12 protein-coding genes are annotated in these 13,815 nt (G+C 40.9%); 6 read left to right on the top strand and 6 right to left on the bottom strand.

What is annotated here, in order from left to right; genetic code table 11:
• Nucleotides 1–23: 23 nt before the first annotated feature.
• On the bottom strand, nucleotides 24–776 hold the full coding sequence (locus BGP78_RS16170; RefSeq protein WP_119862346.1) for a Nif3-like dinuclear metal center hexameric protein: 753 nt from the start codon (nucleotides 774–776) through the stop codon (nucleotides 24–26).
• A 163-nt stretch (nucleotides 777–939) separates the two neighbouring features.
• Here BGP78_RS16170 and BGP78_RS16165 point away from each other — a divergent pair, with 163 nt between their 5' ends.
• From BGP78_RS16165 to BGP78_RS16155, 3 genes are all read left to right on the top strand, one after another.
• The gene (locus BGP78_RS16165) at nucleotides 940–1,305 is read left to right on the top strand and encodes a hypothetical protein (RefSeq protein ID WP_119862345.1); all 366 of its coding nucleotides are present in this window, start codon (nucleotides 940–942) and stop codon (nucleotides 1,303–1,305) included.
• Nucleotides 1,306–1,467: 162 nt separating this feature from the next.
• On the top strand, nucleotides 1,468–1,968 hold the full coding sequence (locus BGP78_RS16160; protein WP_182912303.1) for a GNAT family N-acetyltransferase: 501 nt from the start codon (nucleotides 1,468–1,470) through the stop codon (nucleotides 1,966–1,968).
• A gap of 220 nt (nucleotides 1,969–2,188) precedes the next feature.
• Nucleotides 2,189–3,403 (top strand): glycoside hydrolase family 18 protein, encoded by a 1,215-nt coding sequence (locus BGP78_RS16155; protein ID WP_119862343.1) that lies wholly within the window; start codon nucleotides 2,189–2,191, stop codon nucleotides 3,401–3,403.
• 41 nt (nucleotides 3,404–3,444) lie between these two features.
• On the opposite strand, the gene BGP78_RS16150 is transcribed toward BGP78_RS16155, so the two are convergent.
• Together BGP78_RS16150 and BGP78_RS16145 are read right to left on the bottom strand one after the other, a co-directional pair.
• Nucleotides 3,445–3,972, bottom strand: coding sequence for an SRPBCC family protein (locus BGP78_RS16150; RefSeq protein ID WP_119862342.1), 528 nt, complete (start codon nucleotides 3,970–3,972; stop codon nucleotides 3,445–3,447).
• A 40-nt stretch (nucleotides 3,973–4,012) separates the two neighbouring features.
• Nucleotides 4,013–4,768, bottom strand: a complete 756-nt coding sequence (locus BGP78_RS16145; protein WP_119862341.1) for an EAL domain-containing protein — start codon at nucleotides 4,766–4,768, stop codon at nucleotides 4,013–4,015.
• A gap of 153 nt (nucleotides 4,769–4,921) precedes the next feature.
• On the opposite strand from BGP78_RS16145, the gene BGP78_RS16140 reads away from it, so the two are divergent.
• Nucleotides 4,922–6,721, top strand: coding sequence for a winged helix-turn-helix domain-containing protein (locus BGP78_RS16140; RefSeq protein WP_119862340.1), 1,800 nt, complete (start codon nucleotides 4,922–4,924; stop codon nucleotides 6,719–6,721).
• On the opposite strand, the gene BGP78_RS16135 is transcribed toward BGP78_RS16140, so the two are convergent.
• Nucleotides 6,718–8,319: an SUMF1/EgtB/PvdO family nonheme iron enzyme gene (locus BGP78_RS16135; RefSeq protein WP_119862339.1), complete on the bottom strand. Its 1,602-nt coding sequence runs from the start codon at nucleotides 8,317–8,319 to the stop codon at nucleotides 6,718–6,720. The genes BGP78_RS16140 and BGP78_RS16135 overlap by 4 nt on opposite strands.
• 506 nt (nucleotides 8,320–8,825) lie before the next feature.
• Here BGP78_RS16135 and BGP78_RS16130 point away from each other — a divergent pair.
• A complete protein-coding gene (locus BGP78_RS16130; RefSeq protein ID WP_182912302.1) occupies nucleotides 8,826–9,080 on the top strand; it encodes a helix-turn-helix domain-containing protein in 255 nt (84 codons plus the stop codon).
• Nucleotides 9,077–9,637 (top strand): N-acetyltransferase, encoded by a 561-nt coding sequence (locus tag BGP78_RS16125; RefSeq protein WP_119862337.1) that lies wholly within the window; start codon nucleotides 9,077–9,079, stop codon nucleotides 9,635–9,637. Before BGP78_RS16130 ends, BGP78_RS16125 begins: the two co-directional genes overlap by 4 nt.
• On the opposite strand, the gene BGP78_RS16120 is transcribed toward BGP78_RS16125, so the two are convergent.
• Both BGP78_RS16120 and BGP78_RS16115 read right to left on the bottom strand, forming a co-directional pair.
• Nucleotides 9,578–10,333 carry an SDR family oxidoreductase gene (locus BGP78_RS16120; protein WP_119862336.1) on the bottom strand — a complete coding sequence of 252 codons (756 nt, stop codon included), beginning with the start codon at nucleotides 10,331–10,333 and terminating at the stop codon, nucleotides 9,578–9,580. The two genes, BGP78_RS16125 and BGP78_RS16120, sit on opposite strands and share 60 nt — an antisense overlap.
• A 196-nt stretch (nucleotides 10,334–10,529) precedes the next feature.
• Complete coding sequence (locus BGP78_RS16115) at nucleotides 10,530–13,739, bottom strand: S41 family peptidase (RefSeq protein ID WP_119862436.1); 3,210 nt, start codon at nucleotides 13,737–13,739, stop codon at nucleotides 10,530–10,532.
• Between the last annotated feature and the right edge of the window lie 76 nt (nucleotides 13,740–13,815).

Genomic DNA, 13,815 nt, shown 5'->3' with positions numbered 1-13,815 from the left:
TAACAATGGATATAGATAACCCGTTATACAGGGTTATCTATATCAATAAATGTCACATCAAAACCATACTCACCTGCTAAGAACTCCCCCAAGGCTTTAATACCATAGCGCTCAGTGGCATGATGACCTGCAGCAAAAAAATCGATCCCTTGCTCACGTGCACTATGAATTGTTTGCTCTGATGCTTCGCCTGTTAAATAGGCATCAATGCCTTGCTCTGCAGCCAGATCAATATAACCTTGACCACCGCCAGTACACCAAGCAATCGTCTCAATTTTTTTGCCTCTAGGGGCACATACAAGGGGCTTACGCTCTAACACTTGAGCTATTTTTTGGGCAAACTCATCCGCAGTCAAAGGCGTGTGTAACCTCCCCTTTACAGCGACACTATTTGCACCGCTTTCTAACCCGCCTTCATAATGCATATCAAGTAATTTGGCCAGTTGTGCGTTATTGCCAAGCTCAGGGTGAATATCAAGTGGTAGATGATAGCCAAACAAATTAATATCATTCACCAACAAGCTAGTGATACGACGCTTTTTCATACCAGTGATGGTGGGTGATTCACCTTTCCAAAAGTAACCATGGTGCACCAATATCGTATCTGCGCCTAGTTTAATAGCAGCATCAATCAATGCTTGGCTTGCCGTCACACCAGTGACTATTTTATGAACCGTTTCTGCCCCCTCAACTTGTAAGCCATTTGGTGCAAAATCTTTAATTGCACTCGGTTGGAGTAGTTGAGATAAAATGTGGATGAATTCTGAACGCTTCATGACGTGACCATTGTTTTGTAGAAAATAATCGCAAATTTTGGCGGCAATACGAGCAAATTGGAAGCAAAAAACGTAAAAAATTGAAAAATTGCCCAAATATGGGTATAACTACTCTTTAAATCTTAATCCCGCATATCCGCGTATAACACGACTAGGATCTACGATGAGTAAACTAGATAAAACTGAAGTATTAAGCGCTTTTGAAGCTGCTTATGAAGCTGCCCACGGTAAAAAGCCAGAAATTGCCACTAAACCAGGCTGGTACAGCATTGATGGTGGCAAGAACATGCGCCTTGCAGATGTTGCAGCATTAACTGAAGAACTCACTTCAGGTTCAGCGACACCTAGCGAAGCAGCTGCGCCTGCTAAAAAAGCAAAAACAAAGAAAGCTGTAGCCCCTGTTGCTGCTAAAAAAGCACCTTTTATCGTTATCAAAGAAAACGAAGAGGGTTACACAGCTGAAGAACTATGGATTGTAGAACTGGCACGCAAAGACCATGACTGTCGTTTGCCACGTGGTGTAGTTTAACGTTTAACCACACAGCCAAACTTTCCCAAAAAGCCGCAGTGATTGCGGCTTTTTTGTTGCCAGCACTTTCTCTTGAACACATCCACACAGCTTGAATTTAACACCTGTTCACACTATAACCACAGTATTACCATCACTAAAGTGCCTTCAATGAGACATATAATGAATACACACCGACTTACACTAAGTGAGCTCACCCTACAAGATGTCTTTGATACACAGCAAGACAGTAACTCGCTCTTTCATGACATATTAAGCGTATTGAGCCCAAATGTTATTGCGCATCTGCCGCCAAACTTTCAAGGTTTAACCACCATTAAACATGCCAAGGATTGGCTTATCAATATGTTAAAAGACAGTAGAGTGTTCGCCGTTATCGGACTGGACGATGACTCCTTACGCGGTTTCATTTTTATACATAACAGTGACACACACCAATACCATATTGGCTACTTACTTGCCGAAGGCTATTGGGGTAAAGGATATGCCCAAGAAGCATTGTCAGCATTTATTCATTGGTGTAAAAGTACTCCCTCAATTAAGGAACTCATTGCAGGCGTTGAAAAGTCGAACCTAGCCTCTATTGCTGTGCTAACCAAAATAGGATTCACTTTTCAGTCAGAACATCAAAATTCAATGTTGTTCTATACGCAAATACTGTAGCACTTTACTGTAATTAACTGACCAGTACTCGGCATCATCTTCTTTAAATTAACACTTTAATTGATCAAAGCTTGCCGACTCGGTGCACAATAAAGCGAACTGCTCGCGCCAAACCTACGTAACCCATCTTAGACTAACGTCTGTACGCTAAGTCATTGCCACTTGCTCAAAAAAAAGCCACGCTAAAAAGGAAACAACATACATGTAAAGGAAATATATAATGATAAGAAAAAGTTTGTTAACACTGTGCTTTGGCGCAGTATTAAGTGCTCAAGCTACACAATGTCCACGCGTCGAAGGTGCCTATGCGACTTGGCAGTATCCACTCGGCGGGCCATTGGCGATAGAGGAACTCAATAGCGATGCCCTCACCCACATCATACTCGCCTTTGCCTTTCCAACTGAAGGTGGCGGACTTGATACCCGTTTAGTTGACACACATATCAATGATGCACTGCAATTTGGTCGAAGTAATAACATCGGTATCATTTTGTCCATTGGAGGCGCGGGCGTCAACTTTTTAAACCTGACTAAAGCAGACCTTAATGCGTTAGCAAAAAACATCGCTGATTATGCGATACAACATCGATTAGACGGCATAGACATAGATTGGGAACATTTTTCGACGAATGAGCAACCTAACCCAATTGAAAGCGGTAATCACCTCTATCTTTTAAAGCGGCTGCATGAGCTATTACCCCAAGAAATCGACTTAGGTACAGATGTTGAAGCTGGTTTTTGGAATGGCCCAAATTACCACCAAGACCTAGACGTATATGCTGACTACATTCGTTTTATGGCATATAACTTTACAGGGCAATGGCCTGCATCGTTTATCGATCACCACAGTGCGTGGCTCTATACACAAATGGGCTTAGAATCAGATATTCCAGGTATCAATAGTATGATGCAAAAATATCCAAAAGAGAAAACCCTATTAGGCCTGCCGTTCTATCACAAAGGATTTGTAGATGGCCAAAGTGAGCAAGTCAGCATAGTGACCACAGATCATATCGTAGAAAAATTAGTCAAAGACCGAGGCGTCGATTTCAACTCAGGTCATGCTATTGCCGATAACACCCATTGGTACTGGGAAACCCCTGAGCTCATTAAAAAGAAATCGCAATTTATTAAAGACAATCACTACCCAGGCGTTTTTATTTGGGAGTTGCATCAAGATAGTAAAGATCCTGACTACCAACTATTAAATGCGATAGCCGAAGTGCTACCAAAATGTGATGCATGCAGCGCTCAATGGCAAAGCTACCCAACCATTTACAATCAAGGCGATACATTCAGCTTCAATGGGCAAAATTATCGAGTTGAATCTGGGCCAATATATGACATTACACCTGACACATCCGGTCATGAACATCGATTTAGTAAGATAGGAAACTGTAAAACTAACTCAACGTTTAATAAAACAGTTTTATAACAAGCCATACATGGAGAGCCTATGGCTCTCTAAACAGCTCCTTATTCAAGGAGCTCCTTTAATTTATTGAGCCCTGCTTGTAAGTCACCGCCAATTTGTTTTTCAAAATCGATAAACAAAAACGTTAAATTCATTGGGTAATTCATGTGCCCTTGAAATCCCCAAGTAACCTGTGTGGTATCACCAATTGGTTTAGTGAGCATATAAGCAGGCTCTGTCGCCTGAAAAGGCGCAATAAACCGTAGCTCATAGTCAATTCGCTCCAGCGGCTTTATGCCGATAATCTCTTGCTCTCCAATCCCCACATCAGGATGTTCGCTACTCCATGCCGATACAAACCCAACGTGCGCATCGGTACCTCTGTAAGCTTTTACCATATCAGGGTCAATATTGGCCCAACGACTATAATGATTTTGGTTTTTAAGGTATTTGATATAATCAAATACCACTTCTATCGGTTGTTCGATCACAACACTTCGCTCTACGTGATATGAGTTTTTAATAAACAATGCGAGGAGCAATGGCGCAGTTATCAAAAATAATAATATACTAAAAATTGCCTTCAACATTTTGTGCCTCTAAAGTCTATGATTTTTATTTCACTCAGCTTTATAACTGTGAAAAGTCAACACTTGGCAAACACTCAAAGCCCGGTTTGGCGATAAAGTAGCCTTGAATTAAATCCACGCCTTCACTTTGTAACCACTTAAACTCTCCTGATGTTTCAACGCCCTCAGCCAAAGTTGTGATCTGTAATTTATGACACAAACTAATGCAATGTCGTAAAATAACTTGCCGTACTTTGTCTATATGAATATCTCGGATCAATCCCATATCAAATTTAATAATATCAGTTTGAAAGTCAGCCAATAAATTTAAGCCGGAATAACCCGAACCAAAATCATCCGTTGCGGTTTTAAAGCCCAAAGTACGGTAATACTCAACAACACGCTTTATGTGCCCACTATCAGATATTTTCTCAACTTCGGTAAATTCAAACATGATCCTTTCGACCGGAAAACTGTGCTTTTCAGCAGCCGCTAAAGTCGTTCGAATACAACGCTGGGGCTGATAAATCGCATTAGGCAAAAAGTTAATACTAAGATAAGACGACAAATCTAACTTTGCTGCTAACTCAATTGCTTTCACACGGCACATTTGGTCAAAAGCATAACGGTTTTTATCATTTACTTGCGACAGTACTGAATACGCTGGTTCATTATTGAGGCCCCGCGCTAACGCTTCATAGCCAAATATACGTTTTGATTGCGCGTGAACGATAGGTTGAAAAGCCATCGTAAAATCAATATCAAGCCCCTCTAATTGAACACAGTTAGCACAATTTACCAATTCACTCTCCTTCATTTACCATTCCTTTTGTCGATGGATAATAGGTAAAGCTAGTTGTTACTTAAGGGTTGTACAAGGTCATCATATTGTGATGCAGTGAATATCACTGCCATCTCTTATAAGACTATGTAATAATAAGCAATAAAATAATAAAAACAGATAAAATTTATGGAGTTACAGTTTTCTCAATACCAGTACTCATGTCATAAACGGGTACTGTATAAAAATAGTGAACTGATTGTTTTAAAGCGAAATCAAACGTTACTACTCGAATACTTCTTGCTAAACCCTAACGATATTCACAGTAAAGATGACATTATGGACGTTGTTTGGCAGAACAAAGTGGTCTCTGAACAAGTTGTCTTTCAAACAATAAGCCAATTGCGGGCTATATTTGGTGAACAGTCCATCAAAACCTACTCCAAGAAAGGCTATAAGTGGCAGTACCCCGTAACTAGTGTTGAGATCGATGCTCCGCTTCTCCCTCCCCCCAATTTAGCAAGAAATAAAAAGTCACCTTATTTTTTATACACAGTAATTAGCAGTGTTTTCATTTTGCTTATTTTATTATTAGCATCCCAGTGGCAAACACCTTCAGCACAAATCTCTTTGCACTTGGCCGTCAACGATCACACCACTGACACATGGAGCAAGTTACAACAATCCGATATCAACGCTCTTTCAAGTCACGCTCTATTTTCAGTTAAAACTGTCGCCGTTCCCGAATCAAATCAGCAGCATTTCTTATCACCACAACAAGCATGGAAAAATGCCCAGCTACCACAGCAAAATTGGCTTATTTGGGGGGATATATACCCTTCAGAGCAAGGCGTGTTTTTACATTATGGTTTATCCAAAAACGCCCGGCATTGGCAAGGTTACGCCTTTGGAGAAACGACAGAAATAGCCATGCTGGCATTGCGTGAGCAACTGAACCGACTGCACGATTTAAAGTTCTTTTCTACCAGTAAACCAATTCGTTTAGCCGAGCTACAAACAATGCATACATCCGCACCAAGTAATGAAGAGGTGACGCTATTACTAGCCAAACATTTGATTCATGCTAAGCAGCCCGATATTGCTATGGTGCATCTAGACAAGCTACTCAATAATGAGGGATACGCACAAAAAGCCTATCGAGCACAAGCTCAATGGTTAATTGGCATGATCTATAAAATGCGCAAGCAACACCAACAAAGCGCTCACCGATTGACTCTGATGAATAAAGAGCTCAAGCAAACATCACTGTGGCCTTTGCAACATGACTATATTAACACCAGTGCATGGCTGCATTACGAACAAGGGAATATAACTGCGATGTTTCGTGTCTTAGAGGAGGCTATCACACTCACTAAGCAGCAACAGGAACCCCTAGCACAATTTGAATTTCACATGCTGTACTCAATACTGGCAAAGAAAGTAGACAATACGGTTGAACAATATGCTCAGCTAAATAAAGCCCAAGCTTTACTGATTGAGCATAATTTAAGTGACTCCAATAAAGCGATTGTGTATTTTCACTTTGCGTTATTTACAGAAGACAATGCACTTGCTTTACCCTACTTAAAACGCATTTTAAACATTCCTAGAACCGCGAGTAACTATTGGGTACTTGACCATGCCCTTGAAATGTTAGTGACATATTATATAGAGGTAAGAGATTTTGAATCAGCACATGCCTTATTTGATGGCGCTATAAAACAACCCGCTCAATTACTATTGAAAGCCCAAGTATTATTAGCCCAAGATTTAATTGATGACGCTCGCCCCTTGCTTAAAGAAGCATTTAATAAAGCTCGCTTAACACACAATAAACCGGCATCACTCAATTCAGCACTGGCGCTATATCAATTAACATACTCAACACCTGAAATAAAAAGAGAATATTTGGCCTTTTTACAAACCAACGGTTCTCAGCAATGGCTTAAGCAACATGGTGTTACCTCAGCCATTGCATTAGAAAATTAATCATCGATGTGATTTGGTATAAGTTCAAACCAATCAATTAACGCACCGTTATTACCTACCGAGCGGATCTCTAACTGATCCGCTCCTTTTATTACCGAGCCTAATACGCTAACTTCTTTAAACTCTTTACCACCGTGACCGTTAAACCGAGCCACAAGGTGATGTCCTTGCCAAAATTCCAGCAACGTATCCTTCGCTCCTCGCATACGTACATTAACAGTCACTGCGCTGGAGGTCTCACTGCTCAAATCAAACTTTAACCATGCAGGTTTAAATGGGATATATCCGTCAGGTGTATGATGATCTGCATTTGTTGATAAACCAACGACTTGTAAATCATCCTTTTTACTCAACATACTATGTCGTTGCGAAAAGTAATGTTCAGCCTCAACTTTTTGACCTATTGCTAATTTAGGGTATTGACCTGTATAAGCAATGTTACTGGCTTTACTTTGCATTCCATCTTTAACTGCATGTACTTTATAGCTTATAAAACTAGAAAGTGGGTTTGAATCACGGTAGTTCGGTGCACTCAGACCGTCTTTTACAAGCTGCCACTGTCGGGTGCCCTTACCTGTGCTGTCTAAAACACTACGATAGAGTGCATATGTTACACCTTCTCCATGAGCCGCATCCCAACCAAGTTGCACTTGATGTTCAACTAGCTCTTTAGTAACAAGGCCTTTAGGTGCAGTTGGTAGAGATTTTAGCTTGTTATGCTCAATCCTTGCGCGCTTTTGAGCGTGTAATAAAGCCCCTTTAAACTGCTCCCAGTGATCAATAGCTAACTCTTTAGCATCCAATACCAGACGAAAACCTTCAATGCTGCCAATAAAATCAGCAGCAGTCCAACGTTCTTTGACTATATCACGCGGTTGCCAATGCCAAGCGGAACCCCCTATTGCATATCGAGAACAGTGTTTATTGTCATCATCTTTATATTCTATGCAGGTTTGAGTTAACTCTCTCACATTCCCTAACATATCATGTAAACCAAAACTGTTTGGTCGATACATACCAACCACTGTGTGGTAAATCGCACCATCATTGCAATCCACACTACGGGTATACTCAACACCATGATGTAATTTCAAAGCTGCGATGTTAGCTCTGTCTTCAACATTTTCATATTCACATACGTCGCTATGCTCATAATCTTCTCCAAATGCGAATCGGCTTTTTTGACCTGCTAAAGCGGCAAATTCATATTCTTCTATCGTCGGTAAACGATAAGGCTTTCCTGTTTCTTTTGTTAACCACTTCGCATAATCAATTGCACCTTGAACGCCAACGCACACCACTGGTCTGAATGGTTCATTAACTAACTCAGGACTATCCCAACTTCCAGGCTTATCTGGAGAAGGCCATTGGCTTTTAGTGAATACCATACATTTATTAGGTACGGTGTAACCCGTCGCTTGCACAAAACGTTGAAATTCAGCTACGGTAACTTCGTATTTGCCCATATAAAATTGCTGGTCTATGTCTTGATTATCCATTGCGACTAAAACCGGTTCGATAGGCGTTACTGTAACCGGTTCATTCGCCGCAACCGAGTAGCTACTCACTAATAACAATGCTGATGTATATAGTTTCATATTTATGTCTCCTTTAAGCTTGTGACTACTTTATCTAGACAAGTCAGGACATATCTTATGTAAAAACTATTTTCTATCCGGTTAGAAAATAAATAGAATTATCAGCGCTCAATGAGTCACGATTTAAGACCAACGTAAAAAAGTAAGGTGCTGTTATATAAACTTTTAATTTAAAACACTAACCTTTCTTAGATTAAATATAACAAAGTACCTCACTCGAAAATAAACTTTACAAAACACTGCAACAATTCAGTGCAAACGCTATTAAACTTTCCTATAAATGGTGCAAATTAGCCAAGTCGGATAACACAAAAAATCATAACAAATTGAAATATATTAACTTTAAATGTTGGTATGGTTTTTTCTTTAAAAATTGTACGCATCTACAACATAAGCAAACGTTATGTCAGACTTTTACCAAACTTTACACCTGTTGTGGCACTTAGAGATCAGTATTTGGCAAATTCATGATGATCACACTCCAGTCAAAAAATGGAGTGCTCATAATGCAACATAAACACAATAACAAAGAAGCAATGCGTGATGCATTGAGCGAGGTGTTAAATAAACAGTTATCTATTTGTAGTGCTGCTGACAAATACAACCTACCACGAGTGGCTATTTACCGTGCAATTAGAGCACATCAAGCAAATACATCAGCCCGTGTAACCAGCTTACACAACGCAAAGGAAAAACTGGAAAACCACATCGCATATATTCAAGCACAATTAACAAAACTAGAAGACCCTCAAACACCATGACCAACCATATAAAGCAACTTACTTCACTCTCGCAATACAAAATGCAATTAACTGACTTACTCGATTTGTGTATTAAAAGTGGTGCCTCTTTAGGATTTAAAACTGATGTAGATAAACAGCAGCTCACTACTTACTGGGAAGAGATCAACACGCAACTGAAAAGCCGCATTTTCTTTGGGTACTTTATACACAATACACTCGTTGGCTGTGTTCACTATACTCGGTGTCAAAAGCAGAATGGATCACACCGTGCTGAAGTAGAAAAGTTACTTGTTCATCCACAATATCAGCGCTTGGGGGTTGCATCAGCCCTGATGCACTCAATAGAGAATAAGGCTACTAAACAAGGCATTGAGTTACTTGTATTAGATACGCAAACGGGCGATAAATCTGAGTATTTTTATCAAAAAATAAACTACACTAAAAGTGGAGAAATTCCCCACTTTGTATCTGACAACAATGGGGTGTTCTTCGGTACTAGCTATTACTTTAAAATACTACTTCCCACCAGCCAAATCAATAAAACTGCCAGTGACGTAGCTAGCCTCATCACTTAATAACCACGCAATGGCATTAGCAACCTCTAATGCCGTGCCGCCACGACGCAGTGGCAATTGAGGCGCTAACCGAGAGACACGCTCCGCTTCTCCTCCGTCACGATGTATATCTGTATAAATACACCCGGGCCTAACACAGTTAACCCGCACGCCATATTCTGCAAGCTCTAATGACAAACCTATGGTAAACGTGTCTATAGCACCTTTTGATGCAGCATAATCAACATATTCATTAGCCCCGCCCAACCTCGACGCCGCAGACGACACATTGACGATTGCACACTTTGACATATCATCGTGCATTTTAAAGTGCTTAACGGCTTCTCTAGCACAAATAAAGTAAGGCGTAACGTTGTGTTGTAGAATATGATTGATACGCTCTGCCGTCATATTTTCAACTCGTTGCTGGTGAGCCAATACCCCAACGTTATTGACCAAATGCGTAATTGGTCCATACGTCAATGCCACTGATGAAAATAGCGCCTCTACTTGATTTTCATCACTTATATCAGCTTGAAACTCAGTAGCTTGACCACCAGCAGCATTAATAGACCTTACCAGCTCTTTAGCCGCACTATGATTTTCTTTATAATTGAGTGCAACAACATAGTCTCGTTCTGCGAGTAACTTCACCGCTGAGGCACCAATACCACGGCTGCCACCTGTTATTAAAACAACTTTTTTACGCGTTACCATACTGTTTCACCTTTATCCCCCTTGATTTTCACCAGATAAAATGGACATCGTCCTATTAAAATTCATGTTATCTGCTTCACTCAGTGTCACATTTACTTATGAACACCAGTCGTTTTCACGTATAAATAAGCAAAAAATAACGGCTAATAGGGTGCTTAGCCGTTATGTCTATTCAAGTAAAAGTTAACACATGCTGCTACTGGCCAAAATTACTCGGAGCAGCGGGTACTGTTAACGGCTTTTTCGGGTTAGCTTCTAACTCATCAAGTAACTCTTTCACCGCTCGTTCAACAGACGGGTCTTTACCCGCTTGAATTAACTCAGGTCGATCGATCACTTCAATGTCTGGGCTTACACCTTCATCTTCAATGATCCAATTACCTTCATTATCTAGAATACGGAAAGTCGCAGCAATCACAGAGCCACCATCAACTAACCCAGGATTACCTGAAATACCAATTAAACCACCCCAAGTACGAGTACCTATGAGTTTACCAAGTCCCGCTTGTCGGAAGTAATAAGGGAGTGCATCGCCGCCAGAACTCGAGTAACCATTGATCAACATCGCCTTCGGTCCATCGTGAGCAAATTGCGGTGTCTTAGTGGGTTCAACACCACGACGCTTCCAATAATTTAACGGTTTTCGCGCCAACCATGTGATCATATGCTCAGGAATAAAGCCGCCGCCATTATATCGATCGTCAATGATCATGGCTTCTTTGGTTGTCTGTGGTAGAAAGTTTTTAAATAATGAGCGGTTACCTGCATAGTGGGTGTTTGGTAAATGCACATAACCCACACGACCACCAGACAATTTATCAACATATTCTGCGCGAGAGTTTGTCCACTCAAGGTATCTTAAACCTTGTTCACTTGCGACAGGTTTAACAGTCACTTTCCAACTCCCCTCGAAGCTTGGCGATTGGTTCAAAACCAATTCAACTTGTTCCCCTTGGGTATTTTCTAATAACTCATAAAAATTCAAAACAGTGTTAACCGCACGGCCATTTACACTTAGAATATAATCACCAACATTGGCCTTTACGCCCGTTTCATTCAGCGGTGAACGAAAATCCTCATGCCAGTTTTCACCTTTAAAAATATTCTCAATTTTTACAAAGCCAGACTCATGTGCACTAATTTGTGCGCCTAATAAACCATGCTTTAAACGCGTTGCCTCTGGCCTATCACCGGAGTTAACATAAATATGACCCGCATTGATTTCACCCGCAATCTCACTCAGTACATAATCTAAATCAGTACGATGCGCGATTGCGTCCGCCATAGGCTGATAACGCTTTAAAATCGCATCCCAATCTTGGCCATGATGATTCTCATCGTAGAACCAATCTCGTAATGTACGCCATCCTTCTCTATACATTTGCGCCCACTCAGTTTGTGGGTCGATTTTCAACATCATATCACTCAGGTCAAGCTGAGTAGACTGTAAATCCTGCTTGGCAGCGGGCTTTATCACGCTATAGCTTTTGCCCGATTTCACAATAATGTGCGCCATATTGGCCGACACTTTATAGCTGCTTACTCCTTTTGCAACTGTCGCCACTTTCTCGCTTGATTTGGTTGGTACAAGTTTCAATTGGCCATCACTGAGCGTAAGCACACCCCCTTTTACGCCCGTAAGATTGCGATAATTTCCAGCTGGTGTAGTTAATGCGACAGCGCGCGTCATAAAGCCATTGCTGTCTAGTTTGGTATCAACCGCTTTTTCCTCATCACTTACCTCTGACGCAGCACTTAATATGCTCGCTTCATCGCTTTGCGGTGCATTTAATGCACTTATTTGGTCATTTACAGCAACCGAATAAATACGCGTTGCTTTATTGAACATATAGTCAAATTCATAACTGCTGAACGTTAAGTTATAATCACGCTCAGAAGTGAAATAAAGGTACTGACCATCAGGCGAGAATGTAGGGTTGGTTTCGCTCATCATCTCATCGGTTAATCGAGTAACCGATTTACTATTTATATTGTAATGCCAAAGTGATGCATAGCGGTTTTCGTTATTTTTAACAAATACCACATCTTCACTATTGGGTGACCAAATATACTGTGTTAAGCCATCTTCATCATATTTTGCGGTATCTATTTTATGTTGCTTACCCGTTTCTATATCTAACCACCATAGCGTGTGATTTTTGTCTGCAAACAATAACTTCGTATTATCTGGCGACCATAGAGGATCGAAACGCCAAATAGTCCCGTTACTCGTAAGTTGCTTCACTTCATTGTTATTGGCTCTATCACGCAAGTAAATCTCATATTCACCACTCTCATCGCTCATGTAAGCAATATAACGACCATTCGCAGACCAAGTTGCTGAGATTTCACGGCCTACTGGAGTGTGACTTAAATTGCGTGTTGGTCCCTGCTTCGCAGGTACACTAAACAACTCACCACGGGCACTAAATAGCACCCGTTTACCATCATGCGACACATCCATTGAGTCAATAAAGTCACTCACGTTTTTACTGTAAGGCATGGTGTATTCACGGCTACCTTCAACATTTAACGCTAACTTTTCAGTACGTTTTGTCGCTTCATCAAACCGATATAAGTATCCGCCATTTTCATACACTATGGCGTCTGGTCCTGCTGATGGCCAAAGTACATCGAAATCTTGATGGTCTGTCATCTTAACTGGCTTTTTACCAGAGCGATGTTTGTATAGGTTGAGTGTATAGTCTCTATCAGACACAAAGTAGATACTGTCATTTACCCAAGTAGGCTGCTGATCAGTCGCGCGGTTCGTTGTTAGTTGTTCTGATGTATTATTCTCTAAATCATATACCCAAACATCTTGTGCTCGGCCACCTCGAGAGCGCTTCCAAGTCCTAAACTCTCTGTCTATAGGGGTATAAACATACTTTTTCCCGTCGGGTGATAACATACCACCGCCCGTTTCTGGGATGTTCAGTGGCTGCTCGAGTCCACCAGCAACAGGCACCATAAACGGTCTACCAACTCGCTTACCATAAGGCGTACGATTCGCACGAAAAACGATATGCTGGCCGTCTGGTGTCCAATCTAATACTCGATAATCAAACCCACCACGAGGTGGCATCTTTCCTACATCGTTATAATAGGTAAGCTGCTTTAAATCAGAGCCGTCACGGTTAATTACATAAATTTGGCGGCTGCCGTTATACTGTGCCGAAAACGCAATTTTCGACCCATCAGGTGAGAATTTAGGAAAAGTTTCAAAACCAACATGATCCGTTAAGCGCGTACTCTTACCTGTTTTTCTGTTAGAGACATAAATATCTCCACTGTAAACAAAGGTAACATAGTCTTTGTGAATATCGGGAAAGCGTAACAGTCGCGTATCTTCTGTTTGGTATGCGGCAACCATAGGAGAAATCGCAGGTGCGATAGCCAAGGCCATGGCTGTAAATAATGTACGTAGTTTCAAAGTACAATCCTTATATTGTTATTTAATAACATAATAACAATATAAGGAG

The sequence above is a fragment of the Pseudoalteromonas sp. MSK9-3 genome (genome assembly GCF_003590335.1).
Classification (GTDB): Bacteria; Pseudomonadota; Gammaproteobacteria; order Enterobacterales; family Alteromonadaceae; genus Pseudoalteromonas.
Note: the sequence above shows the minus strand (reverse complement) of the source record. Positions and strands in the feature narration are given on the sequence as shown.

Excerpts from the sequence above, each read along its gene's own strand:
- BGP78_RS16170 (WP_119862346.1), bottom strand. The coding sequence starts at position 776 with ATGAAGCGTTCAGAATTCATCCACATTTTATCTCAACTACTCCAACCG.
- BGP78_RS16120 (WP_119862336.1), bottom strand. The coding sequence starts at position 10,333 with ATGGTAACGCGTAAAAAAGTTGTTTTAATAACAGGTGGCAGCCGTGGT.
- BGP78_RS16150 (WP_119862342.1), bottom strand. The coding sequence starts at position 3,972 with ATGTTGAAGGCAATTTTTAGTATATTATTATTTTTGATAACTGCGCCA.
- BGP78_RS16115 (WP_119862436.1), bottom strand. The coding sequence starts at position 13,739 with ATGGCCTTGGCTATCGCACCTGCGATTTCTCCTATGGTTGCCGCATAC.
- BGP78_RS16130 (WP_182912302.1), top strand. The coding sequence starts at position 8,826 with ATGCAACATAAACACAATAACAAAGAAGCAATGCGTGATGCATTGAGC.
- BGP78_RS16165 (WP_119862345.1), top strand. The coding sequence starts at position 940 with ATGAGTAAACTAGATAAAACTGAAGTATTAAGCGCTTTTGAAGCTGCT.
- BGP78_RS16160 (WP_182912303.1), top strand. The coding sequence starts at position 1,468 with ATGAATACACACCGACTTACACTAAGTGAGCTCACCCTACAAGATGTC.
- BGP78_RS16145 (WP_119862341.1), bottom strand. The coding sequence starts at position 4,768 with ATGAAGGAGAGTGAATTGGTAAATTGTGCTAACTGTGTTCAATTAGAG.
- BGP78_RS16125 (WP_119862337.1), top strand. The coding sequence starts at position 9,077 with ATGACCAACCATATAAAGCAACTTACTTCACTCTCGCAATACAAAATG.
- BGP78_RS16135 (WP_119862339.1), bottom strand. The coding sequence starts at position 8,319 with ATGAAACTATATACATCAGCATTGTTATTAGTGAGTAGCTACTCGGTT.
- BGP78_RS16155 (WP_119862343.1), top strand. The coding sequence starts at position 2,189 with ATGATAAGAAAAAGTTTGTTAACACTGTGCTTTGGCGCAGTATTAAGT.
- BGP78_RS16140 (WP_119862340.1), top strand. The coding sequence starts at position 4,922 with ATGGAGTTACAGTTTTCTCAATACCAGTACTCATGTCATAAACGGGTA.